The organism is Rhizobium sp. AG855, from assembly GCF_003610655.1.
Taxonomy (GTDB): domain Bacteria; phylum Pseudomonadota; class Alphaproteobacteria; order Rhizobiales; family Rhizobiaceae; genus Allorhizobium; species Allorhizobium wuzhouense.
This window is the reverse complement of sequence record NZ_RAQG01000003.1, coordinates 2,275,515-2,290,984: the sequence shown is the minus strand read 5'-3', so window position 1 is coordinate 2,290,984 and position 15,470 is coordinate 2,275,515. Positions and strand designations below refer to the sequence as shown.

The following is a 15,470-nucleotide window of genomic DNA, read 5'->3' as shown; positions in this document are numbered from 1 at the left end:
GCAAGCAGATTTACTCTGCACCGAATGGGGTCAAGTTACCGGCGATGATTGCAGCAAAATCTGAACGATTGTTAAAACACGTGATATTTTTCGCTGGCCCTTTTTGGGCTCAGACAAGATCTGCACGCCAGATCGGTCGGTAAGCGGCAACACTGAAGAATAGCGCGGGGCTGATCTTTTCTCTTCGTTGCCGGTCGGCGCCGATGAGAGACGACTTGCAATTCGACGGCCTGCGAATGCTGTCCGTGCCGTCATCTTCATTGGAAAATCAGGGGCAGGGCGCTTTGAGCGGGATGGCTGCCAGAGTGCGACTGGGCGGCGTTGAGCGTCCGCGTGGCTTTGCCGACCCGGCCCGAAGCTGTTCGCTTCGGTCGCCTTTCCACGGCATGTCTTCACCGAGGGAGAAAGAAAGGATTTGGTGATCGCAATGAATGAAATGAGCGTCTGCACTATGGAATGACGACAAATCTATGGGGCCCGGTTGAAGGCATGGTTAACGCCGGATAGCAAGAAAACCCATGCCAGAGGTGCTTTTTGCCGGTCTTGAGCCTTGTTTCGGTCCGGTTGAGGTGCAAGGTCTAGCGGGCGGGTTGCACAATACGGCAGCGCGCGTCGTCCGATTGCTCTCCCGTCCTTTGGCTCGCTCAGCCTTGAAGCCGCGAACTGCCAACGAAATTGCTGACTGAAATGGCTTTTGCAGACCCAAATCCGCTCCGCGGCATTCTCCTCAAAGTGCTCTCGGTCACCGTCTTCGTTGCGATGCAGACCTCGATCAAGCTGGCGGGTGCCGGCATTGCACCCGGCCAGATCAGCTTCTACCGCTCCGCCTTCGCCATCGTGCCGATCGTGATTTATCTGGCCTTCCGGGGCGAACTGCGCCGGGCGATCCAGACGGACAATCCGCTCGGCCATGTGAAGCGCGGCTTCCTCGGCGTCTGCGCCATGGGCGCGGGCTTTTTCGGCCTGGTGCATTTGCCTCTGCCCGATGCGATCGCCATCGGTTATGCCATGCCGCTGATCGCGGTCGTCTTTGCGGCGGTGTTCCTGAAGGAGACCGTGCGGCTTTACCGCTGGACGGCGGTCTTCGTCGGCCTGATCGGCGTCTTGATCATCTGTGTGCCCAAGCTCAGCCTGTTTGCCGACGAGGGGCTGGGATCGGAAGCCGCAATCGGGGCCGTGGCGGTCCTCATCTCGGCGACGCTTGGGGCCGCGGCCATGCTGCAGGTCCGCCAGCTGGTGCGGGAGGAAAAGACGGCGACCATCGTCCTCTTCTTCTCGGTGACGGCATCCCTTTTGTCGGCCCTCACCTGGTTCTTTGGCTGGCCGGAGCTCTCCTGGCGGGCGCTTGGCCTCCTGGCCCTGGCCGGCTTCTTCGGCGGGCTCGGCCAGATCCTGCTGACCGAGAGCTACCGCTTCGCGGATGTCTCCACCATCGCACCCTTTGAATATATCTCGATCATTCTGGGTTCTGTGGCCGCCTATCTTCTGTTTGCCGATGTGCCGACATGGACGACCATCCTCGGTGCCGCGATCGTGGTGGGCGCAGGGATCTTCATCATCTTTCGCGAACACCAGCTGGGGCTCGAGCGGCGGGCCGCCAGGAAAGCCTCGACCCCGCAGGGATGAGCAAGAACAAGGCCGCGCTCAGCGATCGGGATCGTTGAGCGGTGATGCCCCGTCCGTGCCCTGCATCGGGATCGCGACGGCTTGGAAGTCGGTCTTGTCGGCAGCGGTGTCCGGACGGCGCGAGATGCGCCAGGCGGCATAGCCGGAGTAGAGCGCGAATGCGGTGGCGAGGAAGAAGATCAGGGCGTTCGGCCCGAACCACTGCATCAGAGAGCCGGCCATGACGGGGCCGGTCACGGTGCCGAGGCCATAGAGGATCATGATGGCGCTGGATAGCGTCACATACTCGTCCGGCTCCGCAAGGTCGTTGGCATGGGCCACGTTCAGCGAATAGACCGGATAGAGCACGGTGCCGACGAAGAAGCCGGCGACGTAGATGGCCGTCGCATTCTGTGCATCGAAGGCGGCCATGGCGAGGCAGGCTGCGACACCGAAGAGACCGCAGCCGATCATGACAAGGCGGCGGTCGATGCGGTCGGAGAGACGCCCGATCGGCACCTGCGAGAGCGCACCGCCGGCGAGGAAGGCGGCGAGCAGCGTCGCGCCCTGCGTCGTGGTCATCTCGATAGTCTGCGAGTAGACGCCGCCCAGGCTGCCCCAGGTGCCAGACAATGCGCCCGACAGCAGCGAGCCGAAGAAGGCGATCGGGGAGCGGCGATAAAGCCGCTTGAGATCGAATCGGGCTTCGGCGATCGGCGTCGGCGACTGGGCGGTCGACAGGGCGACAGGGAAGAGGGCGAGTGAGAAGATCAGCGCGCAGATGATGAAGAGCTCGGGTCCGTTCACGTTGCCAAGCGGCACGATATACTGGCCGCCGATCGAGCCCACCAGGCAGGTCACCATGTAGACGGAGAACAGCGCCCCGCGATTCTCATTGGTGACGCGCTCGTTGAGCCAGCTTTCGATGAGCAGATAGGCACCGGCGATGGCAAAGCCCGCCAGGCCCCGGAAGATCATCCACGCCCACCATTCAACGACGAGGGAGCAGAGCAGGATCGACACGGTGAGCAGGGTGATCAAGGCCCCAAACACCCGCACATGGCCGACCCGGCGCACGAAGATCGGCGTCACCACGCAGGAAACCGTGAAACCGAAGGTGTAACCGGTCGCAATGACGGAGATGATGAAGGTCGACCAGCCCTCGTTGAGCGAGCGAATGGGCAGCATGTAGCCCATCAGACCGAAGCCCGCCATCATCAGCAGGGTGGACAGCATCAGGGTCGCGATCGAGGCGAGACTGGACAGCATGGAGACCCCTCGGGCGCTTTGATCGGGCGATACTGCCCCGATCGCAGCGTTTAAGGAATTTCGAAACCGACGTCCAGCGTCGCAAAACCAGGACCCCCGTGACGCATTGTGGCGGTATGGGCTAATAATTGATTGAAATCGTGCAAGTAAGTCGCTTACCTTGTCATTCGTCACTCATTGATCAGGCGGGGACGTCATCCGTCGCGCCGGAGGAGATTTATGGGGCTGTCGAGCGTGCAAGGCGGGGCGACATGGGGTTTGGTTTCGAGGGTCTTGTGCATGCGTGCCGATGCCCGGCCCGCATGGCGTCAGGCTGGGAGACTGAGGTGAAGCATGGCGTTTTCGTCTGAGGACATTGCCGACCATCCGAACTTCGTCGAAGCACTGCGTGGCTTTGCGGCGTCGCTGCGGCAACAGTTCGACGAAAGCCCACGGCTGTCGCGCATGCTGGCGTCGCATCAGCGCTGGCTGCTGAGCCAGGCGGCCTTCGCCCTGCAGCTGGAATATGATCCGACACAGCCGGGCAGTGGCCTGACCACCACCAATCTGCGCGAGATCATCACATCCAACAATGCGGCAAGCCGCAATACGGTGCTCAACTTCCTCGACCAGCTGCTGAGCTACAAGTTCGTCCGGATTGTCGGCGACCCGACACGCCGGCCGAAACGCTATGAAGCGACGGAAATCTCGTTCCAGGCGATGTTCCAATGGGTCCTCACCAACCTGCTTGTGCTCGACCGGCTCGATGGCGGCGATCGTGTGTCCAGACTGCAGGGCAGGCCGGACCTGCTGCGGCAGGTGCAGCCGCAGATCGCGCGCCGCGCGTGCCTGGACCCGCGCTGGCTGGAGCCACCGCCGCGCGTGGCGCTGTTTCTCTGGACGGAAGCCGGGGGGCTGGTGATGGACGAGCTGGTGCGCCGGGCGATCGAACCGTTGCCAGGCGGCGAGGTCTATGAAATCGGCCGCATCGATGCGCGCCAGATGGCCGAGCATTTCATGATTTCCCGCACCCACCTGCAGCGCCTGTTTCGTCGTGCGGTGGAAGCCGGTTGCCTGTCCTGGCCCGACGATACGCGCAAGAGCTGCCTGCTGAGCCGCGATTTCCTGCGCGAATACTGCCAATGGCAGGCAGTGAAATTCTCCATCGTCGATCACGCCTATGAGAAGATCTGCGGGCCTGTGGACCTGGGAAAGCCTGAGCCGCTCCTGGGCGCGGTGCGGGAGGCCTAGGACGCGCGATCGCCGGGCGAGAGACGCCGGAAACGCAAACGGCCCGCCAGAGCGAGCCGTGGGTGCGGGCTATATCTATTAGGCGCGGCGCTCAGAAGGCCAGCGGCTGCACGGCCGGGCGCTCGCCGCGGGCGATCGCGGCCTGGCGCTGATGGGCAGCGTGGGAATATTCTGCCGAAGCGCTGACGGCGTGGCCGATCTGATGCATGGCCTGACGCAGGGTGCGGACGGGATGGAAACGGATGGTCATGGGACTTATCCTCAGCTTTTCGCGCATATCTATTTTACGCCCTTATTAGTTCATGGATGAACCACTTGTGCAACGCACAATTCAACGGGGCTGATATGCGACGAATGCAAGGCCAAGCCTTCGGGCGCGCAGAGCGCTCGCGTCAGGCGCGGAAATCGGAGAAGACGGTCGCGGGCCGCGCAATGCGTCCGGCATGGCCGACATAACGGGCACTCAGCTGTTCGAGCGCGGCGGCAGGGCCAATGCGGTTGTAGGGGCTGTTGGTCCGGCCCTGATCGCCAGCGAGGCGCAGGGTCTCGAACTTGCAGTGAATGGGGCGGGTCCGAAGGCTCACGGCAGTCTTCCTTGTAAAGTGTCCCTCCCACTTTGCTCTTTGTATATCGCAGTGCAGCATTGAGTCGGCAAGTCGCGCTGTTGCGGCCCTGCCTTGCGTATTCTGCATGGCTGGTTTCATCATTTGTTTACAATGACGCTTATTTGAGCGTTTACCCTCTGGGGAGGCGTTCGAAAAACGCCAGGAGGTCCATCCAGGCGAGCGCCTTGCTGGCCGGCGCGGCGAGCAATTCCTGCGGATGCAGCGTGGCCATGGCCGGCAGCGTCTCGCCGCCGCTGCCGATTTCGCGCCATTTGCCCCTGAGCGCATGGATCGTGCCTGTCTCACCGAAGAAGAAGCGGGCGGCGAAATTGCCGAGCACCAGCACCTGACGCGGTTCGACAAGAGCGATCTGCCGCTCGATGAACGGCCGGCAGATGGCGGTTTCCGGCGCTGACGGCATGCGGTCGCCGGGCGGTCGCCAGGGAATGATCGTGGTGATCAGCACGCTTTCGCGCGATTGGCCGATGGCGGACAGCATCCGGTCGAGCAAGAGCCCGGCGCGGCCGGAGAAGGGCAGGCCCTCGCGGTCGTCATCGGCACTCGGCATCGAGCCGATCACCATGATGCCGGAACTGGCCGTGCCCGTGGCGGTGATCGTCGAGCGTGCCGAGGTCTTCAGGTTGCAGCTGGCAAAGCCCTCGACGGCAGTCTTCAGTTCGGCAAGTGAGCGGGCGGATTCCGCCGCAAAGCGCGCCTCGGCCACGGCATTCTCGTCCGGAATGGCCGGCAGGCCGGAAGACTGCGACGGCTGCGGGCGGGATTGCTGCCGCTGGTCAGCAGCGGGTCCGCGCGATGGGAGGCTGCGGCCGGCCCCAAGGGCAGTCGCGCCCCCTGCGGCAGCAGACGGTGCTGCCGCCGGCCGGCTTGTTTGCCGTGCCGCCTTCTCCGCCGCAAAGACCGCAATCCGGTCGACCGGTTCCTCCTCCAGCAGCCATTCGACGCCCGCTTCCGCATGAAATGCGAGAAGGGCGGCGAGTTCTGCGGGGTTCATGTCGCGGGCCTGGATCATCGGGCTGTTCTAGAGCCAATCGGCGGGGGATGGCAAATGGAAAGCGGAGGAGCGTGTGAGGCTCGTCGGGTTGCGTAATCCGCCAATACGCTTTTCGCGCGCATGGCTTTGAGGTTAAGGTTTGTCATTGGACGTTTGAGGTTGTCCCCTTCTCACACGTGTCCTGCCCCATCAAGATTTGCAAAAATGAACCGTATAAGGTACAAAGAGGCGTCAGATGAAACGGATTGTTGCGACATTCTTCGTGACGGACGAGGGCGTCGAACCGGTAAAGGAATGGCTGAGGGCCTTGGATAAGCAAGATCGCCATATCATCGGTACTGACATCGCGGCGGTCGAGTTCGGCTGGCCCGTTGGCATGCCAATCTGTCGAGCGATCCGTGATGGCGTCCGCGAGGTGCGCTCCACAATAAGAAACGGCAGGGTCGAGGCGAGGACCTATTTCGGCATCGATCGTGCGCTGATGATTTTATTGCATGGTGAGATTGGCAAGGATGGACAGCAGAATGCGATCAAACTGGCCGTTCAGCGCTGGAAGGAACACCAGGAGCGTTCCAAGCGCGTGAAAAAGACCGACAAGGGAACAAGCAGATGAGTGAGACACCATCGTCTATCGGCGGCACGCTGGAAGATTTTCTGGAAGAGCTTGGCGAACGGGATGCAGTCTATAGCGAGGCGATCAAGCGGGTCTTGGCCTGGCAGATCGAAGACGCCCGCCAGAAGCAGTCTATCACCAAGTCCGACATGGCAGCGAGGATGGGGACGAGCCGGACCCAGGTGGAACGTGTGCTCGATCCCCGCAATGTCGCGGTCTCTCTGGATACGCTCGACCGCGCCGCGCGATCCGTTGGCAAGAAGCTGCTGATTGAGCTGGTTGACGTTTGATCCGCAGTGAACTTGGGTCTGCCCCTCATCCGCCTGCCGGCACCTTCTCCCCGCCCGCGGGGAGAAGGCCGAGACGGCCACTGTTCGCGCCTCCCTCTCCCCGCTTGCGGGGAGAGGGTAGGGTGAGGGGCAAGTATTTGCGTCGGGAGGGACGTTAAAGGAGCATTATCAGAAGGCGCCCCGCTTCCGCTGACAGATCGCCTCGCTCCAACCCTTCCCGCCGACCTCCCCCCTCAAGGAGAGCATAGAGCCTTCACGCCACCCATTGCTCGATGTCGTCGCGCTCGCCGATGAGCGCCAGACCATGGGCGATCGAGACCAGTTCGCCGCCGGTCTCGATCTTGTCTTCGGAAAAGCGGCGGCGGAAGATGTTGCGAACGGCCGGCACAAAGGAGGTGCCGCCGGTGAGGAAGACCTTGTCGATGCCGTCGGCCGGCGTGTTGGTGGTCTGAAGCACATTGTCGAGCGCCTCTTCCATACGGGCGATGTCGTCGGCGATCCAGCCTTCGAAGGCGGCGCGGGTGACGGTCTTTTCGCCGGCCTTGCCGAGGGGGGCGAAGCGGAATTCCGCTGCTTCCGACGAGGACAACGCCATCTTTGCGGCGGAGACCGCCTGGTAGAGCGGATAGCCTTCGTCATGGTCGATGAGGTCGATGAAGAGTTCGAGCTTTTCCGGCTCTTCCGCCTGGCGCACCAGCGATTTTAGGTCGGAAAATTCCTTTAGCGTCTTGAAGACGGAGAGCTGGTTCCAGCGCGAAAAGGCGAGGTAATAGTTGCTGGGCACGTCGAGCAGCTTGCCGAAGCTTTTGAACTGGCTGCCCTTGCCGATCTCGGGTGCCACCAGCTGGTCGATGATGCGGGCATCGAACTGGTCGCCGGCAATGCCGACGCCCGACTGGCCAATCGGTGTGGCCTTCAGCTTGCCGCCCTCGGTCTCGAAGCGGATCAGCGAGAAGTCGGTGGTGCCGCCGCCGAAGTCGGCAACCAGCACGGTCGCATCGGCCTTGAGGTTTTGGGCGAAGTAGAAGGCCGCCGCCACCGGTTCATAGACATAGTGGATCTCGGGAAAGCCAAGCCGCGTCAGTGCCTCGTTGTAGCGAGTTGTCGCAAGCGACGGATCGGGATTGGCGCCGGCGAAATGCACCGGCCGACCGGCGACAAGCCGTTTGGCATCCGTTGGCCAGCCGTCGCCGGCATAGGCCTCCAGCCGCTTCAGGAAAACCTCCATCAGGTCTTCGAACTGGAAGCGGCGGGCATGCACCAGCGTGCCCTGGAACAGCGGCGAGGCGGCAAAGGTCTTGATCGACTGCAGGAAGCGGCATTCGCCGGGATTGTCGATGAACTCGCGGATGGCCGCCTGGCCGGCCTCGACCTTCAGGGCGCCGGCGCCAAGCTGCCGGTCCTTCAGGAAGGACAACGCCGTGCGCATGCTGTCGGAGGTGCCGGCCGGCGAGGTATAGGCCACCGAATGGGTGTGCTCGCTGTCGTCCGCGACGGAAATGACGGTATTGGTCGTGCCGAAATCAAGCCCAAGCGCCTGTGCCATGGCCGTCGCTCCTTGTGGTTTGCAGATGTCAGGGAAGACCGGGCGATACCCGGTCAAGCACCGGTCATGCCGGCGCGAATGAGGAGCGCGCCAGATGCCACAGGGGAGGGGCGAGGGCAAGCCTTAATGCGGAGGGCGGCAGTCAGCCACGACGCCGCAACAGATAGAGGCCGACGAGGCCGGCCAGCGCCAGAAGGGCTCCGCGCAGGATCCACGGGCTCTGGTTGATCATGAAGCTGGAGGCCGGATAGGGGAAAAGGCCGGTCCCCTGGCCGAGCCAGATCAGGCCCATCAGGACAGCGAGAACGGCAACGATTTTGAGGATGAGGCGCAAGGCTGACATGGGGGATGCTCCGGTTCGACCTGAAGCTTAGGCCCAACGACGCGGGGCCGCCAGTGTCCTTTTGAGGGGGGTATCCTTGAGATGGGGCAGGCGGCCTCAAACCTCGAAATAATGCCGTGTCAGGCCCGGACGTATCTCCAGGTTTTCGCCAGCATCGCCCTCGGCGAGTTGCGGCAGCAGGTGGCCGATGATCAGGCCCTGTGCCACAATGCGCAGCATCGGCCGGCTCGCCCTGGGCGGCTCGGCCTCCTCCAGCTCAAAAAAATCGTCCTCCGCCCGCGGCGACAAGGTGTCGAGCAGCGTCCGGTCCTCATGTCCGGTTTCCATCATGTCGGGATCTCTCATCTCCCTGCAGCACTGGCGACAAGCCTTACGCGCGAGAGATTGAGAGCCCGTTCATGCAGATGATCGCATTTTAGAGGATTGCGATTGAGTGTTGAGGTGAGTGCTTCACGGCTTCAGTTTGACTTTGCTGCTCCGCCATCGACGCGCAGCATGGTGCCGGTGATGTAGCTCGCCTGTGCCGAGCAGAGGAAGGCGCCGGCGGCGGCGAATTCCTCGACCGTGCCAAGCCGCTGCGCCGGGATCGACTTGACCGAAGCGGCCCGCACGTCCTCGACCGACTTGCCCTGGCGCTTGGCATTGGCCCCGTCCAGTTCGTCGATTCGGTCGGTGTGGATGCGGCCGGGCAAAAGCATGTTGGCGGTCACGCCATAGGAGGCGACTTCCGACGACAGCGTCTTGTTCCAGCCGACCAGCGCGCCGCGCAGCGTGTTGGAGAGCGCGAGATTGGGGATCGGCTCGAACACGCCGGAGGAGGCGACGGTCAGGATGCGGCCGAACCCTTGCGTCTTCATCAGCGGCAGGAAGGCATTGGTGAGCGTGATGACGCGCACAACCATGGTCTGGAAGAACATGTCGAGCGTGTCGCCATCCATGTCTTCGGCCGTACCGGGAGTGGGGCCGCCGGTATTGTTGACGAGGATATCGATGCCGCCGAGGATGTCGTGCACGGCGTGGATCATCTGCTCGACGAAATGCCCGTCGGCGAGATCGGCCACCTCGAAATCGGCCTTGCCACCGGTCGCCCTGATCGCGTCGACATTGGCCTTCAGCTTGTCTTCGCTGCGCCCGCAGATCAGCACGTGAACGCCTTCAGCGGCAAGCGCCTTGGCAATCCCGAGGCCCAAGCCCCGCGACGCGGCGAGCACGAGGGCGCGTTTTCCCGAAATGCCGAGATCCATGGTGAAGTCCTTCTCTGATGCGATGTGTTTGGCCGGACCCTAGCAAGGGGGCGGGGATGGGGGAAGGGTGCTGACCCGCTTTCCCGTCTCCTTACATCATACCCCTCAAAGCTCCGCCGGAAATCCCGGCGCCCTGAGATCCGTGCCGGTGGCGTCTTCCAGGAGCTTCACCACCTGCGACGACCAGGCGTCGCCGCCATAGGCGGAGCGGGCGCGGATGAAGGTCTGCAGCGCGTGGCTGGCAAGGTCGAGGGGGACGCCGAACTCGCGGCCGAAGCCGAGCGCGAAGCCGAGGTCCTTGACGGCGAGATCCATGGTGAAGTTGATGTTGTAGCTGCCGTTGAGGATCACCTGGCCCTCGGTCTCGTGCACGAAACTGTTGCCGGAGGAGGCCTTGATGATGTTGAAGGCGTCGGTGAGGTCGATGCCGCCCTTCTTGGCCAGCATCAGGGCTTCGCCTGTCGCGATCAGGTGAATGAAGGCGAGCATGTTGGTGATCACCTTGATGACTGAGGCCTTGCCGAGCGGGCCTGCGCGAAAGATCTGTTTGCCCATGGCCTGGAATGCAGGGAGATGCAGGTCGTAAAGATCGCTGTCGCCACCGATGATCACGGTGATCTCGCCGGAGGCCGCCAGATGCACGCCGCCGGTGACGGGGGATTCGAGCATGCGCACGCCGGCATCGGCTGCGATCTTGCCGAGCCTTAGGACTTCCTGCTCGTCGAGCGTGCTCATCTCGATCCAGGTGGAGCCAGGTTTGAGGCTCTTGAGAATGCCGCGCTCGCCCGTCAGGACGCGTTCGCTGACCTTCGGCGAGGGCAGGCAGGTGATGACGGCATCGACGGCTTCCGCCACGGCTTGCGGATCGGCGGCAAACCGGGCACCGGCGGTCACCAGCTCCTCGGCATTGTCGGGATCGAGATCATTGACCACGACGGTGAAGCCCGCCCTGACCAGACTGCCGGCGAGATGGCGGCCGAGATGGCCGAGCCCGATGAAACCATATGTGAGTGCCATGTCGTGTTCCCCTGCTGGCGTTTTGGTGGAGACTGCGACAAAGCTCAGCAACGTTCAAAGGCAGATTTTGGCGTGCGACGGGATTTGACGCTGAGGGAACAGGCGAGCGAGTTTTTTGTTGGAACGGCTTGTCCCTGGTGAAGGCGAGGTCACACGACGAAATCGTCGCATTGACCCTTACGTGCACGTAAGATATTCTCACGCATCACACCGCCCTGCCGGAATTTGCGCCTTGGCGCGTCGCGCTTCGGCTCGACAATCCGGCTGGGTTTTGTCAAGGAGGAAGGCGGAAAGCACCGCCTGGCGAGGAATGACGATATGACCGAGATGGAACTGCCTGAACGCGAAAGCATGGAATTCGACGTGGTGATCGTGGGGGCTGGCCCTGCGGGTCTCTCGGCGGCGATCCGGCTGAAACAGGTCAATCCGGACCTCACCGTCGTCGTGCTCGAAAAGGGGGCTGAAGTCGGCGCCCATATCCTCTCCGGTGCCGTGGTCGACCCGATCGGCATTGATCGCCTGATCCCCGGCTGGCGCGAAGAGGCGGATCATCCGTTCAAGACGGAGGTCACCGACGATCAGTTCCTCTTCCTCGGTCCGGCTGGCTCGATCCGCCTGCCCAACATGCTGATGCCGCCGCTGATGAACAATCACGGCAATTACATCGTCTCGCTCGGCAATGTCTGTCGCTGGCTGGGCGGCCATGCCGAAGCGCTGGGGGTCGAGATCTATCCGGGTTTTGCCGCCTCCGAAGTGCTCTACAACGATGAAGGCGCTGTCATCGGCGTTGCCACAGGCGACATGGGCATCGAGAAGAACGGTGAGCCGGGTCCGAATTATACCCGCGGCATGGAACTGCTCGGCAAATATGTGCTGATCGGCGAAGGCGTGCGTGGCTCGCTCGCCAAGCAGCTGATCGCCAAGTTCGATCTGTCGCGCGACAGCGATGTGCAGAAATACGGCATCGGCCTGAAGGAACTGTGGCAGGTGAAGCCCGAGCATCACAAGCCGGGTCTGGTCCAGCACTCCTTCGGCTGGCCACTCGGCATGAAGACCGGTGGCGGCTCCTTCCTCTATCACCTCGAAGACAACATGGTCGCCGTCGGCTTCGTCGTGCACTTGAACTACAAGAACCCCTATCTCTACCCCTTCGAGGAATTCCAGCGCTTCAAGACCCATCCGGCGATTGCCAGGACCTTCGAGGGTGGCAAGCGTCTCTCCTATGGCGCCCGCGCCATCACCGAAGGTGGTTACCAGTCGGTGCCGAAACTCTCCTTCCCCGGCGGCGCGCTGATCGGCTGTTCCGCCGGTCTCGTCAACGTGCCCCGCATCAAGGGCAGCCACAATGCGGTGCTCTCAGGCATGCTGGCGGCCGAGAAGATTGCGGATGCCATCGCTGCCGGCCGCGCCAATGACGAGCCGGTCGAGATCGAGAACGAATGGCGTTCGACGGATATCGGCAAGGACCTGAAGCGGGTGCGCAACGTCAAGCCGCTCTGGTCGAAGCTCGGCACGGCGCTCGGCGTCAGCCTTGGCGGCATCGACATGTGGATGAACCAGCTCCTCGGCTTCTCCTTCTTCGGCACCATGAAGCACGGCAAGACCGATGCGGCCTCGCTCGAACCCGCCGCCAAGCACAAGCCGATCGCCTATCCGAAGCCGGATGGCGTCCTGACCTTCGACCGTCTCTCCTCGGTGTTTCTCTCCAACACCAACCACGAGGAAGACCAGCCGGTCCATCTGAAGGTCAAGGATATGGAGCTGCAGAAGGCTTCAGAGCTCGGCGTCTATGCCGGCCCGTCGACCCGCTACTGTCCGGCAGGGGTCTATGAATGGGTGGAAAAGGACGGCGAGCAGACCTTCGTCATCAACGCGCAGAACTGCGTGCACTGCAAGACCTGTGACATCAAGGACCCCAACCAGAACATCACCTGGGTGCCGCCCCAAGGCGGCGAAGGGCCGGTCTATCCGAACATGTGACGGCTACTGCTGACAGAGTTCGAACAAGTGGGAAGGGTGGTCGCAAGGCCGCCCTTTCTATTTCGTAATTGTCCCATCAATGGAAGAATGTCGCCGCAGGTGCCCCATCTTCGCCATCGGTCTTAACAGGCATGCCCGGATTTAACCCGTCATTAACCATAAATTTCTAGGCTCCTCGGCAACGAATCTTATTCCGAGGACGTCTCTCCATGACCATTTCCCGCCGCGGTCTCCTGATCGGCCTGCCGCTTCTTCTGGCCGGCTGCCAGTCCATGCCCAACCAGCAGGCCATGTATGGCGACATGCCGGATGAGCCCCATCCGCTGAAAAAGGTGCCGCTGGAAAAGATCAAGCCGGAACTGCGTCGTCAGCAGGTGGCCTACGAAACATCCCATCCGGCCGGCACGGTGGTGGTCGATACGCCGGCCCGGCGCCTCTACTACGTGCTGGGTGGAGGCCAGGCGATGCGCTACGGCATCGGTGTCGGGCGCAATGGTTATGCGCTCGCCGGCAATGCCTATGTCGGCCGCAAGGCCGAATGGCCGACCTGGACCCCGACGCCGAACATGATCCGCCGCGATCCGGAAAAGAACCTGAAATATGCCGGCGGCCTCCCGGGTGGTCCGAACAATCCGCTGGGTGCCCGCGCCATGTATCTCTACCGCGACGGCAACGACACCATGTTCCGTCTGCATGGCACCAACCAGCCCTGGTCGATCGGTCAGGCCATGTCGTCTGGCTGCGTGCGCATGATGAACCACGATGTCATCGATCTTTACGAACGCGTGAAGGTCGGCACCAAGGTCGTGGTGATGCAGGCCTGATCCCTTCCATTCAGACGATCCGTCATGGCGCTGGTCCCCCGACCGGCGCCATTTTTCATGGGCGTAAGAGAGGATGTCACAGGCTTTCACGAGTGTGAAATTGCACTTGTCGTTTCCGTCGCGCGTCCCCATGTGCCCGCAGTGAAACTTTCCGGCGCGCTTTTGCGTCGAATATCCTGTTGACGCTGTGTCGACCAATTCCGGCCGGCGGGAGGCTTTCCGCTCCGCCCGGCCAGGACTAAATGGGAACAGACGCGCCGGGGTGCCGGCGGCGTCGAAGATTTGAGAAGGAATTTTGAATGGCGCGCGAAACCAATTCCGGACTGTCGGATCTCGGTGGTTGCCAGATCGAGGCGACGCTCCAGCTTCTCGATGGCAAATGGAAAGGCGTGATCCTCCACCATCTCCTGAAGGATGATGTCCTGCGCTTCAATGAGTTGGCCAAGCGCCTCTCGTCAATCACCCACAGGATGCTGTCGAAGCAGTTGCGGGACATGGAAGTGGCGGGGCTTGTGGCCCGTACCGTGTATCCGGTGGTGCCGCCGCGCGTCGACTATTCGCTGACACCTCTCGGGCGGAGCCTTGAGCCTGTCCTGCAGGCGATTGGTCGCTGGGGTCAGGAAAACCTCGTTTCCGTCGAAGGCGCCGCCCTGAAGCCGAGCGAAGGTCCGGTGGGCAGCGCCGCCATCATGCGTTCGGCCGCTTAAGGATGCGTCCATAGTGGCCGCCGAAAGGGGCGGCCACTGATCGCTTGACGCTCAGCGCGGAAAGCCCTCAAGCACGATCTTGCCGCGCGCCCGGTTGCTCTCGATGATGGCATGCGCCTTCATCAGGGTCTCGGCCGTGATCGGTCCGAGCACGGTGTCGAGCGTGGTGCGAATTTTGCCCGCGTCGATCAGCTCGGCCACATGGTTCAGGAGCTTATGCTGCTCGATCATGTCCGAAGTCTCGAACATCGGGCGGGAGAACATCATCTCCCAATGCAGCGATACCGCTTTGCCCTTGAAGGCCATGATGTCGAAGCCTTCGGCGAAATCGTCGATCAGGCAGATCCGGCCGGCCGGTGCGATCAGCTCGGCGAGATCCAGGCGGTGCTGGACGCTATGCGTCACCGAGAAGACGAAGCCCGGCGCGCCGATGCCGAGTGCTGCATATTCTTCGGCCAGCGGCTTGCTGTGGTCGATGATGTGATCGGCGCCCAGCGACTTCGCCCAGGCGGCAGTTTCCGGCCGCGAGGCGGTCGCGACCACTGTGAAATCGGTGAGCTGCTTGACCAGCTGAATGGCGATGGAGCCGACGCCGCCGGCACCGCCGGTGATCAGCACGACGGGCGCCGCACCCGGCACGGGAATGTCCAGCCGCAGCCGATGAAACAGCGCCTCATAGGCGGTGATCGCAGTGAGCGGCAGGGCAGCAGCCTCCGCAAAGGACAGGCTCTTCGGCTTTCTGCCAACGATGCGCTCATCGACCAGATGATACTCGGCATTGGTGCCCGGCCGACCGATCGCACCGGCATAATAGACTTCGTCGCCTGGCTTGAAGAGGCTGACATCCGGACCAACGGCCTTGACGATACCGGCGGCATCATAGCCGAGGATCCGTGCCTCGCCTCCAGCCGGCTGGAAGTTGCGGCGCACCTTGGTATCGACCGGATTGACCGATACGGCCTTGACCTCGACGAGCAGGTCGCGCCCATGCGCCTCGGGCACGGGAAGCTCCAGGTCGATGAGGGCGGTGGGCGAGGTGATGGGCTGGGGGGTGTGGAAGCCGATGGCGCGCATGGCGATCTCCTGTAGTGTTTGCACGCATCCCATTAAGGCGATAGAATCGCACTTCGCAAGAATGCACATTTTATGTCTGTAGCCACAAATATGCCCCTCAGTATCAAAGAG

At 62.4% G+C, this 15,470-nt stretch carries 17 protein-coding genes; 7 read left to right on the top strand and 10 right to left on the bottom strand.

Going from position 1 to position 15,470, the window contains the following annotated elements:
• The first annotated feature begins 687 nt into the window (after nucleotides 1-687).
• Nucleotides 688-1,626 carry a DMT family transporter gene (locus DFO46_RS11290; protein WP_110789309.1) on the top strand — a complete coding sequence of 313 codons (939 nt, stop codon included), beginning with the start codon at nucleotides 688-690 and terminating at the stop codon, nucleotides 1,624-1,626.
• A gap of 18 nt (nucleotides 1,627-1,644) precedes the next feature.
• Here the strand turns inward: DFO46_RS11290 and DFO46_RS11285 are convergent, their stop codons facing one another.
• Nucleotides 1,645-2,874: an MFS transporter gene (locus tag DFO46_RS11285; RefSeq protein ID WP_110789308.1), complete on the bottom strand. Its 1,230-nt coding sequence runs from the start codon at nucleotides 2,872-2,874 to the stop codon at nucleotides 1,645-1,647.
• Nucleotides 2,875-3,207: 333 nt separating this feature from the next.
• Between DFO46_RS11285 and DFO46_RS11280 the strand changes: the two genes are divergently transcribed.
• Nucleotides 3,208-4,104 (top strand): hypothetical protein, encoded by an 897-nt coding sequence (locus DFO46_RS11280; protein ID WP_120277336.1) that lies wholly within the window; start codon nucleotides 3,208-3,210, stop codon nucleotides 4,102-4,104.
• 91 nt (nucleotides 4,105-4,195) lie between these two features.
• Here the strand turns inward: DFO46_RS11280 and DFO46_RS23905 are convergent, their stop codons facing one another.
• The 3 genes from DFO46_RS23905 to DFO46_RS11270 all read right to left on the bottom strand — a co-directional run bounded on the left by DFO46_RS23905 (nucleotide 4,196) and on the right by DFO46_RS11270 (nucleotide 5,739).
• Nucleotides 4,196-4,354: a hypothetical protein gene (locus DFO46_RS23905; protein ID WP_165826112.1), complete on the bottom strand. Its 159-nt coding sequence runs from the start codon at nucleotides 4,352-4,354 to the stop codon at nucleotides 4,196-4,198.
• A gap of 142 nt (nucleotides 4,355-4,496) precedes the next feature.
• Nucleotides 4,497-4,688: a hypothetical protein gene (locus DFO46_RS11275; RefSeq protein WP_120277335.1), complete on the bottom strand. Its 192-nt coding sequence runs from the start codon at nucleotides 4,686-4,688 to the stop codon at nucleotides 4,497-4,499.
• A 151-nt stretch (nucleotides 4,689-4,839) separates the two neighbouring features.
• Entirely contained in the window at nucleotides 4,840-5,739 is a 900-nt protein-coding gene (locus DFO46_RS11270) for a uracil-DNA glycosylase (protein ID WP_120277334.1), read from the bottom strand.
• 217 nt (nucleotides 5,740-5,956) lie between these two features.
• Between DFO46_RS11270 and DFO46_RS11265 the strand changes: the two genes are divergently transcribed.
• Both DFO46_RS11265 and DFO46_RS11260 read left to right on the top strand, forming a co-directional pair.
• A complete protein-coding gene (locus DFO46_RS11265; RefSeq protein WP_120277333.1) occupies nucleotides 5,957-6,334 on the top strand; it encodes a type II toxin-antitoxin system RelE/ParE family toxin in 378 nt (125 codons plus the stop codon).
• Nucleotides 6,331-6,624 (top strand): XRE family transcriptional regulator, encoded by a 294-nt coding sequence (locus DFO46_RS11260; RefSeq protein WP_120277332.1) that lies wholly within the window; start codon nucleotides 6,331-6,333, stop codon nucleotides 6,622-6,624. The genes DFO46_RS11265 and DFO46_RS11260 overlap by 4 nt, the downstream gene beginning before the upstream one ends.
• 253 nt (nucleotides 6,625-6,877) lie before the next feature.
• Here the strand turns inward: DFO46_RS11260 and DFO46_RS11255 are convergent, their stop codons facing one another.
• From DFO46_RS11255 to DFO46_RS11235, 5 genes are all read right to left on the bottom strand, one after another.
• Nucleotides 6,878-8,170 (bottom strand): Hsp70 family protein, encoded by a 1,293-nt coding sequence (locus DFO46_RS11255; protein WP_120277331.1) that lies wholly within the window; start codon nucleotides 8,168-8,170, stop codon nucleotides 6,878-6,880.
• A 142-nt stretch (nucleotides 8,171-8,312) separates the two neighbouring features.
• Nucleotides 8,313-8,513 carry a hypothetical protein gene (locus DFO46_RS11250; protein WP_120277330.1) on the bottom strand — a complete coding sequence of 67 codons (201 nt, stop codon included), beginning with the start codon at nucleotides 8,511-8,513 and terminating at the stop codon, nucleotides 8,313-8,315.
• Between the two features lie 96 nt (nucleotides 8,514-8,609).
• Complete coding sequence (locus tag DFO46_RS11245; RefSeq protein WP_120277329.1) at nucleotides 8,610-8,843, bottom strand: hypothetical protein; 234 nt, start codon at nucleotides 8,841-8,843, stop codon at nucleotides 8,610-8,612.
• Between the two features lie 128 nt (nucleotides 8,844-8,971).
• Nucleotides 8,972-9,757 (bottom strand): SDR family oxidoreductase, encoded by a 786-nt coding sequence (locus DFO46_RS11240; protein ID WP_120277328.1) that lies wholly within the window; start codon nucleotides 9,755-9,757, stop codon nucleotides 8,972-8,974.
• Nucleotides 9,758-9,862: 105 nt separating this feature from the next.
• Nucleotides 9,863-10,774, bottom strand: coding sequence for an NAD(P)-dependent oxidoreductase (locus DFO46_RS11235; protein ID WP_120277327.1), 912 nt, complete (start codon nucleotides 10,772-10,774; stop codon nucleotides 9,863-9,865).
• Nucleotides 10,775-11,092: 318 nt separating this feature from the next.
• Here DFO46_RS11235 and DFO46_RS11230 point away from each other — a divergent pair, with 318 nt between their 5' ends.
• From DFO46_RS11230 to DFO46_RS11220, 3 genes are all read left to right on the top strand, one after another.
• Nucleotides 11,093-12,754 carry an electron transfer flavoprotein-ubiquinone oxidoreductase gene (locus tag DFO46_RS11230; RefSeq protein WP_120278220.1) on the top strand — a complete coding sequence of 554 codons (1,662 nt, stop codon included), beginning with the start codon at nucleotides 11,093-11,095 and terminating at the stop codon, nucleotides 12,752-12,754.
• 209 nt (nucleotides 12,755-12,963) lie between these two features.
• On the top strand, nucleotides 12,964-13,578 hold the full coding sequence (locus DFO46_RS11225; RefSeq protein WP_110789296.1) for a L,D-transpeptidase: 615 nt from the start codon (nucleotides 12,964-12,966) through the stop codon (nucleotides 13,576-13,578).
• A 299-nt stretch (nucleotides 13,579-13,877) separates the two neighbouring features.
• The gene (locus DFO46_RS11220) at nucleotides 13,878-14,285 is read left to right on the top strand and encodes a helix-turn-helix domain-containing protein (protein WP_110789295.1); all 408 of its coding nucleotides are present in this window, start codon (nucleotides 13,878-13,880) and stop codon (nucleotides 14,283-14,285) included.
• 51 nt (nucleotides 14,286-14,336) lie between these two features.
• On the opposite strand, the gene DFO46_RS11215 is transcribed toward DFO46_RS11220, so the two are convergent.
• Nucleotides 14,337-15,359 carry a zinc-binding alcohol dehydrogenase family protein gene (locus DFO46_RS11215; protein WP_120277326.1) on the bottom strand — a complete coding sequence of 341 codons (1,023 nt, stop codon included), beginning with the start codon at nucleotides 15,357-15,359 and terminating at the stop codon, nucleotides 14,337-14,339.
• Nucleotides 15,360-15,470 lie beyond the last annotated feature (111 nt).

Bases quoted from the DNA above. Each gene is read 5' to 3' on its own strand.
- DFO46_RS11290 (WP_110789309.1), top strand. From the start codon at position 688: ATGGCTTTTGCAGACCCAAATCCGCTCCGCGGCATTCTCCTCAAAGTG.
- DFO46_RS11285 (WP_110789308.1), bottom strand. From the start codon at position 2,874: ATGCTGTCCAGTCTCGCCTCGATCGCGACCCTGATGCTGTCCACCCTG.
- DFO46_RS11280 (WP_120277336.1), top strand. From the start codon at position 3,208: ATGGCGTTTTCGTCTGAGGACATTGCCGACCATCCGAACTTCGTCGAA.
- DFO46_RS23905 (WP_165826112.1), bottom strand. From the start codon at position 4,354: ATGACCATCCGTTTCCATCCCGTCCGCACCCTGCGTCAGGCCATGCAT.
- DFO46_RS11270 (WP_120277334.1), bottom strand. From the start codon at position 5,739: ATGATCCAGGCCCGCGACATGAACCCCGCAGAACTCGCCGCCCTTCTC.
- DFO46_RS11265 (WP_120277333.1), top strand. From the start codon at position 5,957: ATGAAACGGATTGTTGCGACATTCTTCGTGACGGACGAGGGCGTCGAA.
- DFO46_RS11260 (WP_120277332.1), top strand. From the start codon at position 6,331: ATGAGTGAGACACCATCGTCTATCGGCGGCACGCTGGAAGATTTTCTG.
- DFO46_RS11255 (WP_120277331.1), bottom strand. From the start codon at position 8,170: ATGGCACAGGCGCTTGGGCTTGATTTCGGCACGACCAATACCGTCATT.
- DFO46_RS11250 (WP_120277330.1), bottom strand. From the start codon at position 8,513: ATGTCAGCCTTGCGCCTCATCCTCAAAATCGTTGCCGTTCTCGCTGTC.
- DFO46_RS11245 (WP_120277329.1), bottom strand. From the start codon at position 8,843: ATGATGGAAACCGGACATGAGGACCGGACGCTGCTCGACACCTTGTCG.
- DFO46_RS11240 (WP_120277328.1), bottom strand. From the start codon at position 9,757: ATGGATCTCGGCATTTCGGGAAAACGCGCCCTCGTGCTCGCCGCGTCG.
- DFO46_RS11235 (WP_120277327.1), bottom strand. From the start codon at position 10,774: ATGGCACTCACATATGGTTTCATCGGGCTCGGCCATCTCGGCCGCCAT.
- DFO46_RS11230 (WP_120278220.1), top strand. From the start codon at position 11,093: ATGACCGAGATGGAACTGCCTGAACGCGAAAGCATGGAATTCGACGTG.
- DFO46_RS11225 (WP_110789296.1), top strand. From the start codon at position 12,964: ATGACCATTTCCCGCCGCGGTCTCCTGATCGGCCTGCCGCTTCTTCTG.
- DFO46_RS11220 (WP_110789295.1), top strand. From the start codon at position 13,878: ATGGCGCGCGAAACCAATTCCGGACTGTCGGATCTCGGTGGTTGCCAG.
- DFO46_RS11215 (WP_120277326.1), bottom strand. From the start codon at position 15,359: ATGCGCGCCATCGGCTTCCACACCCCCCAGCCCATCACCTCGCCCACC.